Raw genomic sequence first — 19,285 nt, forward strand, 5'->3', positions numbered from 1 at the left:
CCGGCTTGCTGGCGATAGCGATTTCCCAGGCGATGGTGATGTCGACTGTCAGATCGCATCGCCAGCAAGCCGGCTCCTACAGGTGGTGCTCAGAGCTCGCGGGCGACCCGGAAGCCCAGCCAGTCGCCACGGGTGATGGCGCTGCGTTCATTGCGATTGCCCGAGCGGGAGAACACCGGCGCTTCGCTCCAGTCGTTGCCACGAATCACCCGGCGGTCCTCGCATTCCTTGCTGTCCAGGCGCGGGCTGCCGTCGGCGGGCGCGCCGACATAGCTGTCGACGTAGCAATCGGCCGTCCACTCGTAGACGTTGCCGTGGCCGTCATACACGCCATAGGCGTTCGGCGGGAAACTGCCGCCCGGCGAGGTATAGCTGAAACCGTCCGCCGGGCCGTAGGTGTTGGCGTGCTCGGCAATGCTGTAGCCCTTGTCCTTGTCGAACGGGAAGGGGAACGAGCCGCTGGTGCCGCCACGCACGGCGTATTCGCGTTGCGACTCGCTGAGCAGGTGATATTTTTTCCCGGTTCTTTTCGACAGCCAGTCGGCATAGGCCTGGGCTTCGTGGGCGTCCATGCACACCGCCGGTTGCCGGTCGCCCTGGGGGTAGCGCGGCTGGCCGGCCAGGCACTCGCGGCCGGGGCGGGTATCGCCGTCCGGCATCTTGTAGCCGGTGTCATGGATATAGGCCTTCCACTCACCGCTGAGTACCTGGAAGCGGCTGACGGCGAAGGCCCTCTTGAAGGTTACCGGGTGCATCGGACCTTCATCAGCTTCACGTCCGACTTCGTCCTCGGGGGTGCCCATGGTGAAGGTGCCGGCGGGCAGCACGACCATCTCCGGGCAATCCTTGCAGTCCTTGAACACCTTGCCCGGCAGTGGCGGGTTGGCGGCCAGGGCCGCGTTCGGCAGCCAGGCGCCGAGCAGGGCGCTGAGGATCAGTGCGGGCCAGAGGCCGACGCGAGGCCGGGAAACAAGCAGGTGGAATTTCATGAAAGTTCTCGCAGGCAAGGAATGGAAATCGGAAAGCGCTGGCGGTCATAACTGTTTGCCCAGCAGGGCCATGAAACGGTCGATCTCGGCCTCGTTGTTGAGCAGGCCTGGCGCGGTCCTTACGACCGGCCCGACATCGCGATCCACCGCATCGACCACCACCTTGTTGCGCATCAGGTAGGCGGCGACCTTGTCGCTGTCCTGGCCCTTGACCCGGAAGAAGCTGAAGCCGGCGGACAGTTCGGGGTTTATCGGCGTGACCAGTTCGATCCGCGGGTCGGCCCGCAGGTGTTGCTTGATCAGGCTGTTCAACTGCTGGATACGCGCCTGGACCTCGGCCTTGCCCAGTTGCAGGTGCAGTTCGAAGGCCTTGTCCAGTGCCCAGCGATGCTCGAAGGCGTGGTAGCCGCCGGGGCTCATGGAGGTGGCGAAGTTGGTGTCTTCGGAGAAGGTCGGCAGCAGCGGGCTGACGTCCCTGACCTGTGACGAGCGGGCGCAGACAATGCCGGTGCCGCGGGGGCCGAACATCCACTTGTGGGTGCCGGCGATAAAGAAGTCGCAGTGCATGTCCGGGAAGTCGAGGTTGTCCACGCCAAAGCCGTGCACGCCGTCGACCACGTAGAGGATCCGGTCCTTGTCGTCGCGCTGGCGATTGTGTTCGGCGACCAACTGGCCGATCTGGCCGATCGGCAGTTTCACCCCGCTGCCCGATTGCACCCAGGTCATGCCGAGCACCCGGGTCTCGGGTTTGATCGCACGGTCGATATTGCCGATCACCTCGTCGGCCGAAACCAGCGCCGGGTCCTTGAACAGGCTGATCTTGCGCACCCGGGTACCTTCGCGCTCGCTGCGCAGGCGCAAGAGATTGCGGGTCGAATAATGTTCGTGTTCGGTGGTGAGGATTTCCTGGTCGGGGCGCACATGGATACCGCCGTAGATCATCGCCAGGCCCTCGGTGGTGCTGCCGGTCAGGGCGATCTGCCCGGGCTCGGCCTTGAGGTAGCGGCCGGCCCACAGGCGGACCTGGGCTTCGCGTTTCCAGGTTTCCTGCAGGTCCCAGTCCATGGCCAGGCCCGGGTTGCGGTCGATGGCGGCGCGGTGCTGTTCGATGGCTTCACGCACGGGTCTGGGGTGGGAGGTCACCAGGAAGTTGGAGAAGTGCAGGTAGTCGGGGTCCTGGTCGAACAACTGGCGCAACCCGGCCCACTTGTCCGTGGACAATGCCGGGCTCTCGGCTGTGACCGGGCTGGCGGCCAGCGCATTCAGGCTGGCACCGAGGGGCAGGCCGGCAGCGAGTACGCCGGCCTGCTTGAGAAAGGTTCTACGATCGGTCATGGGCAACTCACTGGCGCGAGAGCGTGGCGGTGGGTGACGTGGTGCCGGTGCGGGCGGCTTTCTGCACCTGGTCCCAGACCCGCAGGAAGTTGCCGCCCCAGAGCTTGGCGATATCGGCTTCGGAGTAACCGCGATCGAGCAGTTCGGCGGTGACGTTGCGTGCCTCGCTGACATCCTTGAAGCCGTCGATGCCGCCGCCGTCGTTGAAGTCGGAACTGATGCCGACGTGATCGATGCCGATCTTCTTCACCGCATAGTCGATGGCGTTGCCGAAGTCCTTGAGGTCGGCCTTGGGTTCCTCGTCGAGAATGGCGTAGAGGGCGCTGGCGTATTGGCCGAAGCGTTGTTCCGGCCAGACGGTGATGATCGGGTCGCCGGGCATCAGGGCCATGGCCAGGTTGGGCAGGGGCGGCAGGTCGAAACGTTTGCGCAAGGTGTTGAGCTTGTCCTGGGTGCGCTGGCTCAGCGGGCGCAGATAGGCCGGGAACGCGACGATCTGGACCACGCCGCCGCTGTTCTTGATCAACTGCATTTCCTTGTCGCTGAGGTTGCGCGGGATATCCACCAGGGCGCGGGGTGCCGAGTGCGAGGCAACCATCGGCGTGCGGCTCAATTGGCTGACCTGCTCCAGGGCCTTGGTCGACATCTGCGAGACATCGATGATCACCCCCAGGTCGTTGAGGCGGTGCACGGCCTGCTGGCCGATCTCGGAGAGGCCGTCGAGGGCATCCGGGGTGTCGTTAAGGAACGGCAACGGGCGCGAAGAGTCGGCCCAGTCGTTGTTGCCCACGTAGCTGAAGCCGAACATGCGCATGCCGCGGGCGGCCCACAGGTCCAGGCGATCGAGGTCGTGACCGAGGGGATAGGCGTTGAGCATGCTGATGAAGATCGCGAACTTGCCTTCACCGTGCAGGCGCCGCATATCGTCGGGGCTGTAGGCGATGCCGACGCGGTTGGGGAAGTCACGGACCAGGCCGCTGATGATCTGGTAGCGCACTTCCTGCTGTTTGCGTGCCTCCTCGACAAAGCCGGCGGTGGGGCGGTGCGGGGCGTTCGGGCCGTTCCAGATTTCCGGCCAGCCGAACACCGTCAGCGCGGCGGCGGACAGCCGTCCGCGGCCGGTCTTGGCCAGGTCGAACTGGCCGCTGCCATCCTTGTCGGCTTCGCGGCCTTCGGTGCCGAAGGTCAGGGGCACGGTGATATGGCTGTCGAAGCTGATGATCCGCTCCTGAAGCTCGTCGGCCTGCTTCATGATCTTCAGCGAGTAACCGGGGTTGGGCCACAGGTCCCAGGTCAGCCAGGCTGCGGCGGCGCAGAGCCCCAGGGCCAGGGGCAGGCCGATGTAGAGCGCCTTTTTCGAACGCGGTTTTATCATTGCCATCTCATTGTGGTTTGCCGATGTTGCTATCTGGGAAGAACGGATGGCGTACGTTCTGATTTAGGCGCCGCGCCCGGCTAAATTTCCTACGCAGTGCAACGTTCTAGCTTGGATAAAGCCTGCTTCAGGGCTGACACAGGTAGGGCGATGACGATTTCTCGACGAGGCTTCATGGCGGGCCTGGCGCTCACGGGCGTAGGTGTTCCCGCGGCTTATTACGCGCACCGCGAACTGACCCGGGACAGGGAGCCCGTCACGCCGGGCGAGGCCACGGTCGATCTGCTCGACATGGCCGGCCGGCGCTTGGCCAACAATCTGCGCGGGGTCTGGAGCCTGCATTTCACAGGACGTGACGCGGGCCTGGATGGCCTGCCCCTCGAAGGCCTGGAACTGTTCCTCGATATCGCCCCGCGTGGTCGCGGCTTGCGCGGTTTCATTGACACCGCCCAGGCGTTGCGGGCTGACGGTCAACCCCGTTGGCGGCTGGTCGGTGACCTTGCCGAGAGCGACGGCTCGCGGCTGTTCTGGCGCCTGAGCCTGGGTGACGCCGAGAGGCCGCTGTACGAATTCAGCCTGGTTTTGGATGAAGTCTGGGCCACGTTCGGCAACGCTGGCAGTGGCACCTTGAGCGGTCATGTCGAGCGCCTGGACCGGCCGCTGGCCTTGCCGCAACTGGACAACCGCTTTGTCGCGGTCAAGCAGGTGTTTCCCGAAGCCCGCGAACGTATCGGCCTGGGCGCGCCCCTGCTGGCCTGGCTGGTGTCCCCCGAGCACCGCTTGTTCCACCAGCTCTGGCATGCTTCCCGGGACAAGTGGCACAGCCTCCCTGAAGACAAGCGCAATGGCTTGCGCGGGATCGGCTGGCAGCCCGGTCCCCGGGACAAGGAGCGCGACGCCCGTGGCAAGCGCAAGGATCGCAACGGTTCAGGCATCGACTTTTTCTTTATGCACCGGCATATGTTGCGCATGGCCCGCTCGTTCCAGGCCTTGCCGTCATGGCGCGCGTTTCCGCTGCCCCAGCCGGAGCTGGAGCGCGATCGCCAGGGCTTTGCCCGTTATTTCGATAACCACGATGGCTGCGCCGTGCCGCCGACCTGGCTGGCCGACGGTGACGACGAATACAGCCAGTGGGTCGGCGATATCAAGAGTGCCGAGACCTGGCACGGCAACTTCCAGGCCTGGGAGTCGCGCTACAGTGATCCGCGTTATCTGTCCCGCTTGACCCTGGGCCAGTTCGGTTCCGAGGTCGAGCTGGGGCTGCATGACTGGCTGCATATGCGCTGGGCTTCGGTGGCGCGCGATCCGTCCAATGGCGCGCCGGTGCCCATGGCCCGGGAGTTCACCGACTTTGCCCCGCGCTGGTATGCGCCGCAGAACGACTTTCTCGGCGATCCGTTTTCCTCCCATGTGAACCCGGTGTTCTGGATGTTCCATGGTTGGATCGATGATCGGCTGGAGGATTGGTTCCGGGCGCACGAGCGTTTTCATCCGGGGGAGGTCACGCGCCAGGAGGTCAATGGCGTGCCCTGGTTCGCTCCCGGGCGCTGGGTGGAAGTGGACGATCCCTGGCTCGGGCCGACCACCCATGGTTGCAGCACCACGCCGGGATTGAACATGGGCAAGACGGTGGAGATGGACCCGGAGACCATGAAGCTGGCCTTGCGGATTACCTTTACGCCGGAGAAGGACCTGGCCGGGTTGTTGCGTCGGGTACCGCGGCGGCCTTGGTATGCGCGGCACCTGTCGATCAAGGATCGGTTGCTCTGATACTCGCTCGCCACAGGAACGCGCTCGGCTTCAAATTTCCTTGGCCGAACGCCCTTCTTGTGTCTGCCAGCCGCCACCAAGTGCTTTGTACAACGCAATACTGGCCTGCACCCGCGACAGGCGCAGCTGTACATTCTGGTCCTGGGCCGCATACAACGTGCGCTGGGTTTCCAGTACCGTGAGCAAATCCTCTGCCCCGGCCTGATAACGACTCTGGGCAATCTCGAAGGCCCGTTGCGCCTGCTTCAGTTCTTCGTCCTGCCAGCGTCGTTGTTGATCAAGGCCGCTGATACTGTTCAGGGCCTTCTCGACATCGGCGAAACCGTTGACGATCGCGCCCCGGTAGCTTTCCAGCAACTCTTCCTGGCGCGCCGTGGCCCGGTCGCGTTCGGCCCGCAGGCGGCCGTTGTTGAAGACCGGCGCGAGCAGGCCGGCGCTCAGGGTGTAGAAGGGCGTGCGCAAGGCATCGGCGGCCCGGGTGGCTTCCGAGCCCAGGCCGGCACCCAGGGTCAGCTTCGGCAACAAGGCGGCCCGCGCCACCGCGACATCCGCCTGCGCCGCCGCCAGTTGCGCTTCGGCCCGGGCAATGTCCGGACGTTGGCGCAGTAGTTCGCTCGGTACGCCGGCATCAATCGACGGCCAGCTCAGGCTGCTGAACGGCTGGGCACCGATCCGCAAGCTCTGGACCGGCTGGCCGAGCAACGCCGCCAGGGTAATCAGCGACTCCCCGGCCTGCTGGCGCACCAGCGGTAATTGTCGTTCCTGGCTGGCCACCAGGCTTTTTTGCTGGGCCAGTTCCAGCGCCGTGGCCGAGCCCGAGTCGTAGCGGGTCCGGACCAGTTCCAGCACCCGTCGGGCATTGCTCAGGTTCAACCCGGCGATAGCCTCCTGCTCGCGAGCGGACAGGGTGCGGGCATACTGGTCGGCAACACCGCCGAGCAGCGTCAGTTCCACCGTCGCCCGGTCATATTCGCTGGCCCGCAGGCTCTGCACGGCGCTGTCGCGGGCAGCGGCGACACCCCCCCAGAAGTCCACCTCGTAGCTGGCGCTGAGGTTGGCGCCATAACTTTTGCTGCTGTTGTCACTGTCGGCATTGTCCCGGTTGTTCAGCAACTGGCTGCGGCTGCCATTCAGGCCCAGGGTCACTTGCGGCAGCAACGGCGCGCCGGCGATCACCGCCGTGGCCTGGGCCTGGCGCACCCGGGCGAGGGCGGCGGCGAGGTCATGGCTGTCGACGCGGGCCTGCTCGATCAACCGGTCCAGCTCCGGACTGCCGAACCTTTGCCACCAGAGGGTGCTGGTCTGCCGGGCGCTGTGTCGTGTTTCGAACTGCCAATGAGCCGGTGACGGCGTGCCGTCGTCCGGACGCGGTGCGGGCCCGCCGCAGGCATTGAGCAGCAGGCAAATGGTCAACAGGGAAAAGCGCGGTTTCATGGGTTCGATCATTCACTGGTAAGCGCTGTGACCGGGTCGAGCCGGGCAGCTTTGCGGGCCGGCATAAAGCCGAAGAGGACGCCGGTGACCAGGGCGCAGGCAAAGGCGCCGATCACGGCGCCCAGGGAAAACGCCACGGCGACCTTGGCCAGCAGCAGGGCGCCACCGACCGCCAGGGCGAGGACCACGCCGGTCAGGCCGCCGACCACCGAAAGCATCACCGCTTCGGTGAGAAACTGGCGCAGGATGTCGCGCTGGCGGGCGCCAGTGGCCATGCGGATACCGATTTCCCGGGTGCGTTCGCGCACGGTCATGAGCATGATGTTCATCACCCCGATGCCCCCCACCAGCAGGGAGATGGCGGCAATCGAGCCAAGCATCAGCGACAGGGTGTTCTGGGTGCGGGCCTCGGCCTGGATCATCGCGGCGTTGTTGGTCAGGCGAAAGTCCCGGCGGCCGTCATGCATGCGCAGCATCACCTGGTCGATGGCCTTCTCGGCGTCGCGGACATTGCGTCCGTCGCGGGTGGCGATGGCCACGTATTCCGGATTGTGGGTGCCGAACAGCCGGACACTGGCGGCCGAGTAGGGGATCGCCACGCGGTCGTCGCTGTCGGTTTCGCCGGAGGTGGCGCCTTTTTCCTGGAGCACGCCGACCACCTGGAACGGCACGTTTTCGATGAGAATGTACTGACCGATGGGGTCGGCCACCTCCTTGAGCAGTTTGTCGCGGACCTTGTGGCCGATCACCGCCACGGCGGCTCCGGCATCGGCATCGGCCTGGGTGAAGTAACTGCCCTCGACCACCGGCCAGTTGAAGATCGCCGGGAACTGGGTGTCATTGCCGCCGACATAGGCGGTGTGGTCGAGGTTGCCGAAGCGCACCACGGCGTCGGCGCCGTTGACCGGCATGATCATTTTTACCTGGGGCAGTTCCGCCAGCGCCGCCACGTCGTCCAGGCTGATGATCCCCAGCGGGGCCCGTGGCGCGGCCGGCGCGCCACTCAGGTAGATAATGTTCGAGCCGAAGGCGCCCATCTGTGCGATCACCTGGCGCTTGCTGCCTTCGCCGACCGCGAGCATCACCACCACCGAGGCGACCCCGATGACGATGCCGAGCAGGGTCAGGGCGGTGCGAAAGCGGTTGATCCACATCACCCGCCAGGCCGCTTGCACGGCGTCCACCAGCTCGCTTTTCCAGGCGCCACGATAGGCGCTGCCGTCACTCAGGCGCTGGCGCAGGTCGATCGCCTGCAGGGCGACGGGGTCGTTGCCGCGCTGCAGCTCGGGGTTGTCGCGGGTACTGTCGCTGACGATCAGTCCGTCGCGGATCTCGATGATCCGTTTGGCCCGGGCGGCGACTTCACGGTCGTGGGTAATAAGGATGATCACATGGCCCTGGCTGGCCAGTTCGTCGAGCAGCGCCATGACTTCGGCGCCGCTGTGGCTGTCGAGGGCGCCGGTGGGTTCGTCGGCGAGAATGATATGGCCGCCGTTCATCAGGGCCCGGGCAATCGATACCCGCTGTTGCTGGCCGCCGGACAACTGGTGCGGGCGGTTTCCGCCACGGCTGGCCAGGCCCAGGCGCTCGAGCAGGGCGGCGGCGCGGGCCTGGCGCTCGGCGGCCGGGGTGCCAGCATAGATCGCCGGCATCTCGACGTTCTCCCGGGCCGAGCCGGAAGGAATCAGGTGGTAGCCCTGGAACACGAAACCGAAGGCCTCGCGGCGTAGCCAGGCGAGGGCATCGCTGTCGAGTTCGGCGACGTTTTCACCGGCGAACAGGTAGCGCCCGGAGGTCGGCCGGTCGAGGCAGCCGAGGATATTCATCAGGGTCGATTTGCCCGAGCCGGAGGCGCCGACGATGGCGACGAACTCGCCGGCATGGATCCTCAGGTCGATGCCGCGCAGCACCTGCACCTCGGGACTGTCGCCGCCGCCATAGGCCTTGCGGATGTCCTGCAGGTCGATCAGTGGCGTTTGCATTCAGCCTCCACTGCCGGTCGCGGGGCCGATCAACAGATGGTCGCCCTCGGCCAGCCCGTCGAGGATCTGCACCCGTAGCCGGTCACTCATGCCGGTACGCACCTGGCGCGTCTGGATCTCGCCGTTGCTACTGACCACCCGGGCCGTCTGCAGCGGCGCCCGCGAGTCACCTTGCAGGGCGGCGATCGGCGCGGTGAGGACGTTTTGCGCCTGGTCGGCGACGAAAAACACCTGGGTGGTCATGTCCGCCATCAGCGCCTGGTCGGCGTTGTCGACATCCAGCAGTACGGTGTAAAGCACCACCCGCGAGCTGCCGCTTTTGTTACTGCTGCTGGAACTGCTGCTGCTCTGGATGCCGGCTTCGAGGGGCTTGGGCGGTACCGGGAGGATCTGTCGGACTGTGCTGGTCCAGCGTCGGCTGCCGCCACTCAAGGTGGTGAAATAGGCGTGCATGCCCGCTTTGACGTGGCCGATATCGGCCTCCGAGACTTCCGCCCAGACCGTCATCGGTGACAACCGGGCGATGCGCAGGATCAGCGGTGTCTGTTGCTGGGCGTTGAGGGTCTGGCCTTCGCGGGCATCGAGGGCGACCACGGTGCCGCTCATGGGCGCATAGATCCGCGTGTAACCCAGCTCCGCCTCGTCGCTGCGCAGGCTGGCCTGGGCCTGGAGAATCTGCGCGCGGAACATGTCGATGCGCGCCTGGGTGGTGCGCAGCTCGGCTTCTGCCGCCTGCACATCCTCGCTGCGGGTGGCCCCGCCGGCGCTGAGCTGTTGCTGGCGCTGGTACTTCTGCCGTGCCAGGTCATGCAGGGCACGTTGTTCCTGCAACTGGGCCTTGAGGTTTTCAATCGAATAGCGACCGGCATCGAGCTTGGCCTGCTGGGTCGACGGGTCGATCTCCACCAGCAACTGGCCTTCCTTGACCTGATCGCCGATTTCGACGTGGATCTTGTGGATCTGTCCGGAGGCCTGGGCCCCGACGTCGACGTAACGACGCGGATGCAGGGTGCCGAGGGCGGTGACGCTGCTTTCGATATCGCCACGGGTGACCGTGACGGTGGCGAAGCGATCACGTCCCGGTGGCAGGATCTGCCAGGCGGCCAGGGCGACGACGGGGATCAGGCAAAGCGTGACAAGCAGGGCGCGGCGGGTGCGTCGGGGACGGTTCATGCAGGGTTCCAGCCGATGGAAAGTCGGTCCGTGACGACGCGGCGGGCACACGGGGGCACCGCGGCACTCGTTGTCGCCGGGCGACAAACACGGGAGCTGCAAGATAGACGAGAGGTCGGCGCGGGAATTTAAGTCCGGCCCGTGGACTTTTCGAGGTATTTGCGCCGGGTGGGTAATGGAAGATTGGAATCTATATGAGAATTATTATAAATTACGCCTGCTTCAAACAGCCATTGTCATGAGGTCCCGAGCCGGACGCTGCCGATCATGCTCAAGGACAGTCCCGCCGGGTGTGCGGACAGGAGTCAGGTTGGAAAGCTACTACCGCGAGCTGGTGTGTTTCCTCAATGCCCGGCTGGGCAATCGCCAGGCGGCCGAAGACGTTGTGCACGATGCCTACCTGCGGGTACTCGAGCGTTCGAGCGAGACCCCGATAGGGCAGCCGCGGGCGTTCCTCTATCGCACGGCGATGAATCTGCTGATCGATGAGCACCGGCGCAATACCGTACGCCAGAACGAATCCCTGGACGTGCTCGACAACGACGAGCGGTTTTTCAGCCCGTCGCCGCAAATCTCCCTGGACCATGGGCTACGCCTGGACATGTTGCAACGGGCCCTGGCGGAGCTGCCCGGGCCGTGCCGCGACAGCTTCACGCTGCGCAAGATCGAAGGCCTGTCCCACCCGGAGATCGCCGAGCGCCTGGGGATTTCCCGCAGCCTGGTGGAAAAACACATCGTCAATGCCATGAAGCACTGCCGCGTGCGCTTGCGTCAGTGGGAGGCGAGCTGAGCCCTGTGCGCTGCCATCATTCTGTTCATGTGAATGTGCTATGTCTGCGTCACCGCGTGCAGACACGAGAGCTTCCATGCAAGCCCTGAACAACATCAACCTCGATTCCCTGATCGACACCTTCGTCAGCCTCAGCGCCGCCTTTATCCTTGGCGGCCTGATCGGTTTTGAACGCCAGTACCGCCAGCGCACCGCCGGCCTGCGCACCAACGTCCTGGTGGCGGTGGGGGCGGCGATTTTCGTTGATATGGCCAACCGCCTGGGCGGCTCCGAAGGGGCGGTGCGGGTGGTTGCCTATGTGGTCTCCGGCATCGGTTTTCTCGGCGCCGGCGTGATCATGCGCGAGGAGGGCAATGTCCGTGGCCTGAACACCGCCGCGACCCTCTGGGCCTCGGCGGCGGTCGGTGCCTGCGCCGGTGCCGACCTGATCCTCGAAGCCCTGCTGGGAACCCTGTTCGTCCTTGCGGCGAACACCTTGCTGCGGCCGATCGTCAACTACATCAACCGCCAGCCCCTGGACGTGGTCTCGGCGGAGGTCACCTATCTCCTCTACCTGATTGTCCGACGGGCCCAGCAGAAGACCGTGCTGTCGTTGCTCGAAAAGGAACTGGAGCGCAGCAACTACCCGGCCAGCGATGTCGAGGTGCGACCCTTCGGCGACGAGGAAGTGGAAATCGAGGCGACCCTGGCAATCACCTCGGTGGACGGCGACGAACTCGATGCGCTGGTGGCGCGGCTGTCGACCTCAAGCATGGTGCAGCAGGCATTCTGGAGCCCGAGTACCACCGACTGACCTGCCCTTCGCGGGCGCCGTCCAGTCGGTGCCCCCTATTGCCGGATCCGTGCAAGCTTCCTGGAAGTGACGGGGATCTTGGGATTTTCCCTACAGATGCTCCCGAGGCCTCTCGCTAAAGTGGCCGACCTTGTTCAGCCATCACGGCTTGAGCCTGACAGCCACAGGCCGGAATGGCCCCACGCCCACTGCCCAGCCACAGCAGGAATTGAGAATTTTCCTATACTGTATTTCGCTATTTCCCTGTCTTTTTTCGATGCAAGCACGTTCCCGTCTCAAGCAGTGGCTGGCGTACTTCTTGAGGATTTGTAATGCGCACAGCCCTGATAGTTGACGATCACCCGTTCATTCGCATGGCCATCAAGGTCTTGTTGGAAAAGGAGGGGTTCAAGGTCGTCGCCGAGGCCGATAACGGCGTCGATGCGGTGCAGTTGGCGCGGGAGCTGGCGCCGGACCTGATTGTCATGGACCTCAATATCCCCCGGCTCGATGGCCTGGAAGCGATCAAGCGACTCACCGACCTGCACCTGCCGAGCAAGCTGGTGGTACTTACCGAACAGGCGCCGGAGTTCTACTCCGAGCGCTGCATGCGCGCCGGCGCCATGGGTTATATCTCCAAGACCGCCGAGTTGATCGAGCTGCGCCTGGCGATCCAGGCGGTGATGCTCAACAAGAGCTTCTTTCCGCGCCTGGAAGGGCATGTTCAAGGCCAGGGCGCCAGCGTGTCGGAACCGGTGCTGATCGACAGCCTGAGCAACCGCGAACTGAGCATCCTGCGCTACCTCGCCCGGGGGATGAAGAACAAGGACATCAGCGAACTGATGCTGCTCAGCGACAAGACGGTCAGTACCTACAAGACCCGCCTGATCGAAAAGCTCAACCTCAAGTCGGTGGTGGCGCTGGCGGAGTTTGCCAAGCGCAACCAGTTGATCTGAGGTTTCCATTCCGGTCGGAATGCATTTCTGAAAACACCACCGACCTGTAGGAGCCTGGCTTGCCAGCGAAGAGGGCCTCAAGGACGCTGAAAGCTTCGCGGGTAAGCCCTGCTCCTACAGGTTTGCGGTGTTTTCAGGTGTTCGTAGTCAGCGGGGAAGGCCTCAATCCCACTTCGGCGCCAGACCCGCCGGGCTGGTCAGGCGATGGGCGCGTTCGAGGCCGGCGATCTTCGCCATTTCTTCGTCATTCAAACGCAGGTCTCGGGCCTTGAGGTTGCTCGCCAGGTTCTCGCGCTTGGTCGACGACGGAATCACCGCATAACCCAACTGCATGGCCCAGGCCAGGGTCACCTGTGCCGGGGTTGCCTGGTGTTGTTCGGCGATCTGGCGGATGACCGGGTCCTTCAGCACTTCCCCGTAGGCCAGGGTCATGTAGGAGGTGATCTGGATGCCCTGGTCCTGGGCCGCCGCGACCACCTTTCGGTTCTGCAGGTAAGGGTGCAGTTCGATCTGGTTGGTGGCGATCTGATCGGCACCGACGGCGGCAATCGCCTGCTGCATCAGCTCGACGGTGAAGTTGGACACCCCGATCTGCCGGGTCAGGCCCAGTTTCTTGGCCTCCAGCAACGCGCCCATGAATTCGGCGACCGGCACCTGGGCTTCTGGCGATGGCCAGTGGATCAGGGTCAGGTCCAGGTAGTCGGTCTGCAGTTTGCGCAGGCTTTCCTTGAGGCTGGGGATCAAGGCGTCCTTGCCGAGGTTGGCGATCCAGATCTTGCTGGTGATGAACAGTTCGTCACGGGGGATGCCGCTGGCGGCAATGGCCTGGCCGACCTCGGCCTCGTTTTCGTAGATCTGCGCGGTATCGATGACCCGGTAGCCCAGCTCGAGGCCGGTGCTGACCGAGTCGATAACAACCTGGCCTTGCAGGCGGAAGGTACCAAGGCCGAAGGCGGGAACGGACATGGGGGACTCCTGAAGTGACAGTGGGAATGAGCAGGAGTATCCCCACCCCGATCTTTGAGAAAAAGTAGGGGTTGGGAAAAGGACTCTTTACCCGTGCGCACGAATAGCCGGAGTGTCGGGTCACAGGAGGGAGGGGCTGCTTCTGTCGCATGCCTGGATAGTCAGGCCAGTGGTCGAGCCGCGGGATAAACCATCTGTCCAGTTCAGGCAGGTTTAGCCAAGGGTCCTTGAAAACCGTCACCTACAGTTAAAGGGTTGTTCCCAAGGTCACACGGAGTCATGTAGCCATGACTAAAAAAATTGAATCGCAGGTGCCGGTTATCGATAGGGGGTACGAAGTCATCCAGTTACCGGCCAAAGCCTCACCTCGCGGCATTGCACTGAGTCCAGATGGAGATTGGGCTTTTGTCTGTAATTTCAGCCTGGACAGCGTATCGCTGATCGATACCCGGCAACAGGTGGTGGTTGCCAATATCCCGGTAGGGGCGAACCCCTACCATGTTGCGTTTGATGCGGACAAAAACCGCTGCTATGTCACTTGTCTCAATGAATTTGCGATTTTTGTGATTGATCCCGTGAATCACCAGGTGGTCAAGGAAATCGCCGTTGAGGTTCCACCCCGGCGAGTCACGGTCGATTCAATCAACCGACGGGTCTATGTCGTTTGCCCGAACAGCCACCTCGGAAATGCACAAATCATCGTTCTGGACGCCGACGAAGAACGAATAATCGACACCATTGAGTTTGAATCGGGAAGCCTTGATAACGCCCTTACTGTTGACCCCGTCAAACAGCGCGCTTATATCCCGGTCAGCTACAGTCCGTATGACGCCGTTATCGGCGTTATCGATACACGAAGCCATAAAGTGATCCAGTTGAGCCCGTATATTCCCGGTTCGCCGAATTCCTCCGCGTTGAGTCCGGATGGCGCATTGCTCTATGTCCCTGCGGGTCGCATCGTGGAGACGTCAGTGGTGGATACGAACACCGGGAGCATCCGCCCCATCTTTGCCACGGGGCAGTATATCCATCTGAGTCCTGAAGGCGATCGTGCTTATTATCTGAGTTACACCACGGAGGGGACAGACCAGTGGAGTATGTTGCAAACGGTTGATACCAGTACTGGCACGATCCTTGGCAATGTCATCATCGCTCCGGACGCTCCATTCGCCATGACCCTTTCATCCGATGGCAAGTATGCCTATATCACCTGCTACGGTCGTCCACCTGACTACAGCGGTCCTGTCCGGGGAGCCAGGGTGATAGTGGTTGATGTTACGGGTCTCTAGCCGGGTGATTTCCGTACGCGCGCCCAGGTGCCCCGTAGTCCCTGAGCGCGTAACGGCTTCTTCGGAGGGGTACGACCCTCGGTTGTGGTCGCACCCTTGTCTGCCAGATCAGTCCTCGACGGCCTCAAGCAACGTCGCGATGCCCTGGCCGCCAGCGATGCATTGCGTGGCAATGGCGTAGCGCCCGCCGGTGCGTTGCAGCAGGGCGGCGGCTTTGCCGGTGATGCGCGCGCCGGTGGCTCCCAGGGGATGACCGATGGCCAGGGCACCGCCGTCGAGGTTGATCGCGCCGCGATCCAGGTCGAGTTCCCGCAGGCAGGCCAGGGACTGGCTGGCAAAGGCCTCGTTGATTTCCACCAGGTCGATATCGCCGATCCGCAAGCCGGCGCGTTGCAGCACCTTGCGGGTCGCATGGACCGGGCCCATGCCCATGATCTCCGGGGCGCAGCCGGCCACCGCGACTGCCTTGATCCGCGCCAGGATCGACAAGCCGCGCTCGCGGGCGAAGGTTTCGCTGCACACCAGCACGGCGGCGCTGCCATCGGTCAAGGGTGAGGCTGTGCCGGCGGTGACCGTGCCGTCGAACGCCGGTTTCAACCCTCCCAAACCCTCCAGGCTGGTGCCGGGACGAATGCAGCCATCTTCCTTGACCCAGCCGTTCGCGGTCTGGATGGCGATGATTTCGTCCTCCAGGCGGCCCAGTTCGCGAGCCCGGGCGGCCTTGGCGTGGGACTCGACGGCCAGGCTTTCCTGCTCGGCCCGACCGATGTCGTAGCGCCGCGCGACTTCTTCGGCGGTGTAGCCCATGGGCATATACACCTCGGGGTGATCGCGCATCAGCATCGGGTTCGGCGAGATATTGAAACCGCCCATGGGCACGCGGGTCATGGATTCCACCCCGGCGCAGAGGAAGGCATCGCCGGCCCCCAGCAGGATCTGCCCGGCGGCATAGTGCACGGCACTCATGGACGAGCCGCAGAAACGGTTGATCGTCGCGCCGCCGAGGCTGTCGGGGAAACCGGCGCGGAAGCTGGCGATACGGGCGATATTCATGCCTTGCTCGGCTTCCGGGTAGGCACAGCCCATGACCAGGTCCTCGAGTTCGGCGGGGTCGAGGCTGAGCTTGTCCACCAGGCCGCGCAGCACCTGGGCGGCGAGGTCGTCCGGGCGAATATCGATCAGCGCGCCTTTTTTCGCGAAATGAAAGGGGGAACGGGCGTAACCGGCGATCACGATGGAGGTCATGGCGAAACTCCTGGGTAGGGCGCAAGGGGCGTGGCGGTTGCTCAGCCGCGCGGTTGGAGAATCATGCAGGTGGTCGACCCGGTGGCATAAAGCCGGCCGTCGACGTCATAGATCCGCCCTTCGGCCAGGGCGGTGGAGCGGCCGAGGTGGACGATCTTGCCCTCGGCGCGGATCGGCCCGCTGCTGTCGGTCAAGGCCCGCACGTAGCTGATGCGCAGGTCCAGGGTGGTATAGCCCTGGCCCTTTTGCAGGCGGGTGTGGATGGCGCAACCCATGCACGAGTCGAGCAGGGTCGCCGCGTAGCCGCCATGGACGCTGCCCAGCGGGTTGTAATGGCGGGAGTCCGGGGTGCCCTGGAACACGAAGTGGCCCTCGGCCCATTCGATGGGGATAAAGTCCAGCAAGCTGCCGATCGGCGGCGAGGGCAGTTCGCCGTTACCGATGCCGTTGAAGAACTCGGCCGGCGTCAGCTGGCTGACTTCGGCCAGGGTCAGGCTGCCGGGGCCTTGCAGGCGCTCGCGCATGGCCTGTTCCTCGGCGATCCATTGGGCGAGCGTGACGTCGCGGTTCGGGGTCTGCATGGACGGCTCCTTTCTTGATATAAAAAATTATGTTCGTAATATTTAGCTTCATATTATGTCTGAAATATAAATTAATCCAGCATCCTGGGCTCTGTGGGTGGTCGTTCCAGTAGTGGAACGATGAAGCTGATTTTTACCGTCTAGCGCCAAAAATCAGTTGAATCTAAGCTGTGCCCCATATTGATGGAGGTACCCATGAAAAAGATTCTTGGTCTCTACACCAGCCCCAGGGGCCATTGGGTCGGTGATGGCTTTCCGGTGCGCACGCTGTTTTCCTATGACAACCTGGGCCAGCACATCAGCCCGTTCCTGATGCTGGACCACGCTGGACCTGCTGATTTCACTCCCACCACCCAGCGCCGTGGCGTCGGCCAGCATCCCCATCGCGGCTTTGAAACCGTGACCATCGTCTATGACGGTGAAGTGGAGCACCGCGATTCCACCGGTGCCGGCGGCGTGATCGGCCCGGGCGACGTGCAATGGATGACCGCCGCCGCGGGGATCATCCACGAGGAGTTCCATTCCGAAGCCTTCGCCAAACGCGGCGGCCGCCTGGAAATGGTCCAGTTGTGGGTCAACCTGCCGGCCCGGGACAAGTCGGCACCGGCCGGTTACCAGGGCATTCTCGACAACGATATTCCCAGGATTCCCCTCAAGGACCAGGCCGGCAGCCTGCGCCTGATCGCCGGTGAGTTCGACGGCCGGCAGGGGCCGGCGCGGACCTTCACACCGATGGATGTCTGGGATATCCGTCTGGCCGGCGGGAAAACCCTGGCGCTGGACCTGCATGAAGGCCGCAGCACGGTGCTGGTGGTCCTGCGCGGTGGTGTGCGGGTCAATGGCGAGCAACTGGCGCAACCGGGGCAGTTGGTCGTCTTCGAGCGGGCCGGTCGCGACGTGTCGCTGCACGCCGACAGCGATACCGTGGTGCTGCTGCTCAGCGGCGAGCCGATTGACGAACCGATTGTCGGCCACGGCCCCTTCGTGATGAACAGCGAAGCCGAGATCCACCAGGCCTTTGCCGACTTCCAGGCCGGGCGCTTCGGGCAGATGCACGACTGACGCCGCCAGGCGGTCCTCCTTCCCCGAGGGCCGCCCACCACTTCGAATATAAAGCTATAACTCCATGAAGCCGTTCTGTGCGATCTTCGCGTCGCCGACGGTTTCTTTTCATGGAGTGGCTCGATGCTTGACCTGTTGTCTGAACATCCCCTGTCCTGCGCTTTTCTGCTGATCGTGATCGATCTGCTGTTGTGGCACCTGATGGGCAGCAAGAGCGATACCTGGAAACTGGCGGTGCGCCTGACGGTGTTCTCGCTGTTCAGCCTGCTGCTGTTCAACGAAGGCATGAACCCCTTGCAGACCCCGCCCTGGCCGGATGACATCCCCCGGCACCTGGCGGCCACCGGCTTGCAGATCGGCTGGTGGCTGTTCGGCGCACGGACCCTGACGGTGCTGCTTGGCACGGTGATGATGCAGCGGGTCGGGCATGCCGGACGGCTGGTGCAGGATGTGCTCGGGGCGATCATCTTCCTGATTGCGATTGTCGCGGCGGCGGCCTATGTGCTCGACCTGCCGGTCAAGGGCGTGCTGGCGACGTCCGGGGCCCTGGCGATCATTGTCGGCCTGGCCTTGCAGAGCACCCTCAGCGATGTGTTCTCCGGGATCGTGCTGAATGCCACCAAGCCTTATCAGGTCGACGACTGGGTGGCCATCGACGGTACCGAAGGCCGGGTCGTCGATATCGACTGGCGCGCCACGCGCCTGCAGACCTCCCAGGGCAGCATGGCGGTGGTGCCCAACTCCCTCGCGGCCAAGGCCAAGATCGTCAACTTCAGCCGACCCAGTGATATGCATGGCCTGTCCATCAGTGTCCAGGTCAGCCCGCATTCCCGGCCCCAGGTGGTGATCGATGCCCTGGAGCGGGCCATGCTCGGCTGTCGCGCCTTGCTGCCGACCCCGGCGCCTTGCGTGACGCTGAAAAGCTCCAGTGCCGAGGGTGCCGAATACGAAATCAACGGTTTTGTGGTGTCCATGGGCGAGAAGCGCGAAGTGCGCAATCAGCTCTACGACCTGGCGTTCCGCCATTTGCGCGCTTCGGGGGTGAGCCTGCTGTCGAGCGGGGAGACTGCCGCGCCGGTGAATTTATCGCGTGCGCGAAGGTTGTTGGAAAGCTCTTCGATTTTCTCCACCTTGCGTTCGGAGGAGAAGGACACCTTCAGTGAGAATATGCAGGCGCAGATGTTCCGTGCCGGCAGCGAGATCATGGCCCGCGGCGAGGTCAGCGATCATCTGTTCATCATCGAGTCCGGTGTGGTCTCGGTGACGCTGTTGCGCGGCGGCGTGCCGATGGAGGCCGGGCGCATGGGGCCGGGCGAGGTGATCGGCGAGGCCGGGGTGCTGGCCGACATGGCGGTGGTGGCGGACTTCACCGCCAAGACCGACTGCGTGCTGTATCGCATTGAAAACGAGTACCTCAAGCCGTGCCTGGAAGCCCGGCACGATATCGGCGAGGCCATGAAAAGCCTGCTCGACCGGCGCTTGAGCGCGGTGCAGAACTTCACTCGCGAAGTGCCCAAACCGGTGGAGAAGCGCGGGTTTATGCAGTGGTTGCGCAGTCGGACTTGA

At 63.8% G+C, this 19,285-nt stretch carries 16 protein-coding genes; 7 read left to right on the forward strand and 9 right to left on the reverse strand.

The features are described from left to right. Positions 1-89 precede the first annotated feature (89 nt). Genes pvdO through pvdM form a run of 3 tightly spaced genes read right to left on the reverse strand, consistent with a single transcriptional unit; the run spans position 90 to position 3,699 of the window. Positions 90-989, reverse strand: coding sequence for a dihydropyoverdine dehydrogenase (pvdO, locus tag HX830_RS23110; protein ID WP_177102834.1), 900 nt, complete (start codon positions 987-989; stop codon positions 90-92). A gap of 45 nt (positions 990-1,034) precedes the next feature. Further along, complete coding sequence (pvdN, locus tag HX830_RS23115) at positions 1,035-2,324, reverse strand: pyoverdine-tailoring periplasmic protein PvdN (RefSeq protein WP_177102836.1); 1,290 nt, start codon at positions 2,322-2,324, stop codon at positions 1,035-1,037. 7 nt (positions 2,325-2,331) lie between these two features. Beyond that, the gene (pvdM, locus tag HX830_RS23120) at positions 2,332-3,699 is read right to left on the reverse strand and encodes a pyoverdine-tailoring dipeptidase-like protein PvdM (protein ID WP_177102838.1); all 1,368 of its coding nucleotides are present in this window, start codon (positions 3,697-3,699) and stop codon (positions 2,332-2,334) included. Positions 3,700-3,849: 150 nt separating this feature from the next. Between pvdM and pvdP the strand changes: the two genes are divergently transcribed. Further along, a complete protein-coding gene (gene pvdP, locus HX830_RS23125; RefSeq protein WP_177102840.1) occupies positions 3,850-5,469 on the forward strand; it encodes a pyoverdine maturation tyrosinase PvdP in 1,620 nt (539 codons plus the stop codon). Positions 5,470-5,499: 30 nt separating this feature from the next. Here pvdP and HX830_RS23130 read toward each other — a convergent pair whose 3' ends face one another. From HX830_RS23130 to HX830_RS23140, 3 genes are read right to left on the reverse strand one after another with little or no spacing between them, the layout of a single operon-like run. After that, positions 5,500-6,903 carry an efflux transporter outer membrane subunit gene (locus tag HX830_RS23130; protein ID WP_177102842.1) on the reverse strand — a complete coding sequence of 468 codons (1,404 nt, stop codon included), beginning with the start codon at positions 6,901-6,903 and terminating at the stop codon, positions 5,500-5,502. 8 nt (positions 6,904-6,911) lie between these two features. Then, entirely contained in the window at positions 6,912-8,885 is a 1,974-nt protein-coding gene (locus HX830_RS23135; RefSeq protein WP_177102844.1) for a MacB family efflux pump subunit, read from the reverse strand. Next, positions 8,886-10,058, reverse strand: coding sequence for an efflux RND transporter periplasmic adaptor subunit (locus tag HX830_RS23140; RefSeq protein ID WP_177102846.1), 1,173 nt, complete (start codon positions 10,056-10,058; stop codon positions 8,886-8,888). Between the two features lie 310 nt (positions 10,059-10,368). On the opposite strand from HX830_RS23140, the gene HX830_RS23145 reads away from it, so the two are divergent. The 3 genes from HX830_RS23145 to HX830_RS23155 all read left to right on the forward strand — a co-directional run bounded on the left by HX830_RS23145 (position 10,369) and on the right by HX830_RS23155 (position 12,576). Beyond that, positions 10,369-10,848 carry a sigma-70 family RNA polymerase sigma factor gene (locus tag HX830_RS23145; protein ID WP_218171371.1) on the forward strand — a complete coding sequence of 160 codons (480 nt, stop codon included), beginning with the start codon at positions 10,369-10,371 and terminating at the stop codon, positions 10,846-10,848. Between the two features lie 76 nt (positions 10,849-10,924). Then, complete coding sequence (locus tag HX830_RS23150; protein ID WP_103498092.1) at positions 10,925-11,641, forward strand: MgtC/SapB family protein; 717 nt, start codon at positions 10,925-10,927, stop codon at positions 11,639-11,641. A 311-nt stretch (positions 11,642-11,952) separates the two neighbouring features. Continuing rightward, a complete protein-coding gene (locus tag HX830_RS23155) occupies positions 11,953-12,576 on the forward strand; it encodes a response regulator transcription factor (protein WP_103498093.1) in 624 nt (207 codons plus the stop codon). 162 nt (positions 12,577-12,738) lie between these two features. Here the strand turns inward: HX830_RS23155 and dkgB are convergent, their stop codons facing one another. Then, complete coding sequence (gene dkgB, locus HX830_RS23160; RefSeq protein WP_177102848.1) at positions 12,739-13,542, reverse strand: 2,5-didehydrogluconate reductase DkgB; 804 nt, start codon at positions 13,540-13,542, stop codon at positions 12,739-12,741. 287 nt (positions 13,543-13,829) lie between these two features. Here dkgB and HX830_RS23165 point away from each other — a divergent pair, with 287 nt between their 5' ends. Beyond that, positions 13,830-14,831 carry a YncE family protein gene (locus HX830_RS23165; RefSeq protein WP_177102850.1) on the forward strand — a complete coding sequence of 334 codons (1,002 nt, stop codon included), beginning with the start codon at positions 13,830-13,832 and terminating at the stop codon, positions 14,829-14,831. A gap of 108 nt (positions 14,832-14,939) precedes the next feature. On the opposite strand, the gene HX830_RS23170 is transcribed toward HX830_RS23165, so the two are convergent. Beyond that, positions 14,940-16,076, reverse strand: a complete 1,137-nt coding sequence (locus HX830_RS23170) for a thiolase family protein (protein ID WP_177102852.1) — start codon at positions 16,074-16,076, stop codon at positions 14,940-14,942. Positions 16,077-16,117: 41 nt separating this feature from the next. Then, a complete protein-coding gene (locus HX830_RS23175) occupies positions 16,118-16,657 on the reverse strand; it encodes a PaaI family thioesterase (protein ID WP_103498096.1) in 540 nt (179 codons plus the stop codon). 195 nt (positions 16,658-16,852) lie between these two features. Between HX830_RS23175 and HX830_RS23180 the strand changes: the two genes are divergently transcribed. Together HX830_RS23180 and HX830_RS23185 are read left to right on the forward strand one after the other, a co-directional pair. After that, positions 16,853-17,719, forward strand: a complete 867-nt coding sequence (locus HX830_RS23180; RefSeq protein ID WP_177102854.1) for a pirin family protein — start codon at positions 16,853-16,855, stop codon at positions 17,717-17,719. Between the two features lie 123 nt (positions 17,720-17,842). Further along, positions 17,843-19,285 (forward strand): mechanosensitive ion channel domain-containing protein, encoded by a 1,443-nt coding sequence (locus HX830_RS23185; protein ID WP_103498097.1) that lies wholly within the window; start codon positions 17,843-17,845, stop codon positions 19,283-19,285.

It is taken from the genome of Pseudomonas gingeri, assembly GCF_013385425.1.
GTDB classification, from domain to species: Bacteria; Pseudomonadota; Gammaproteobacteria; order Pseudomonadales; family Pseudomonadaceae; genus Aquipseudomonas; species Aquipseudomonas gingeri_D.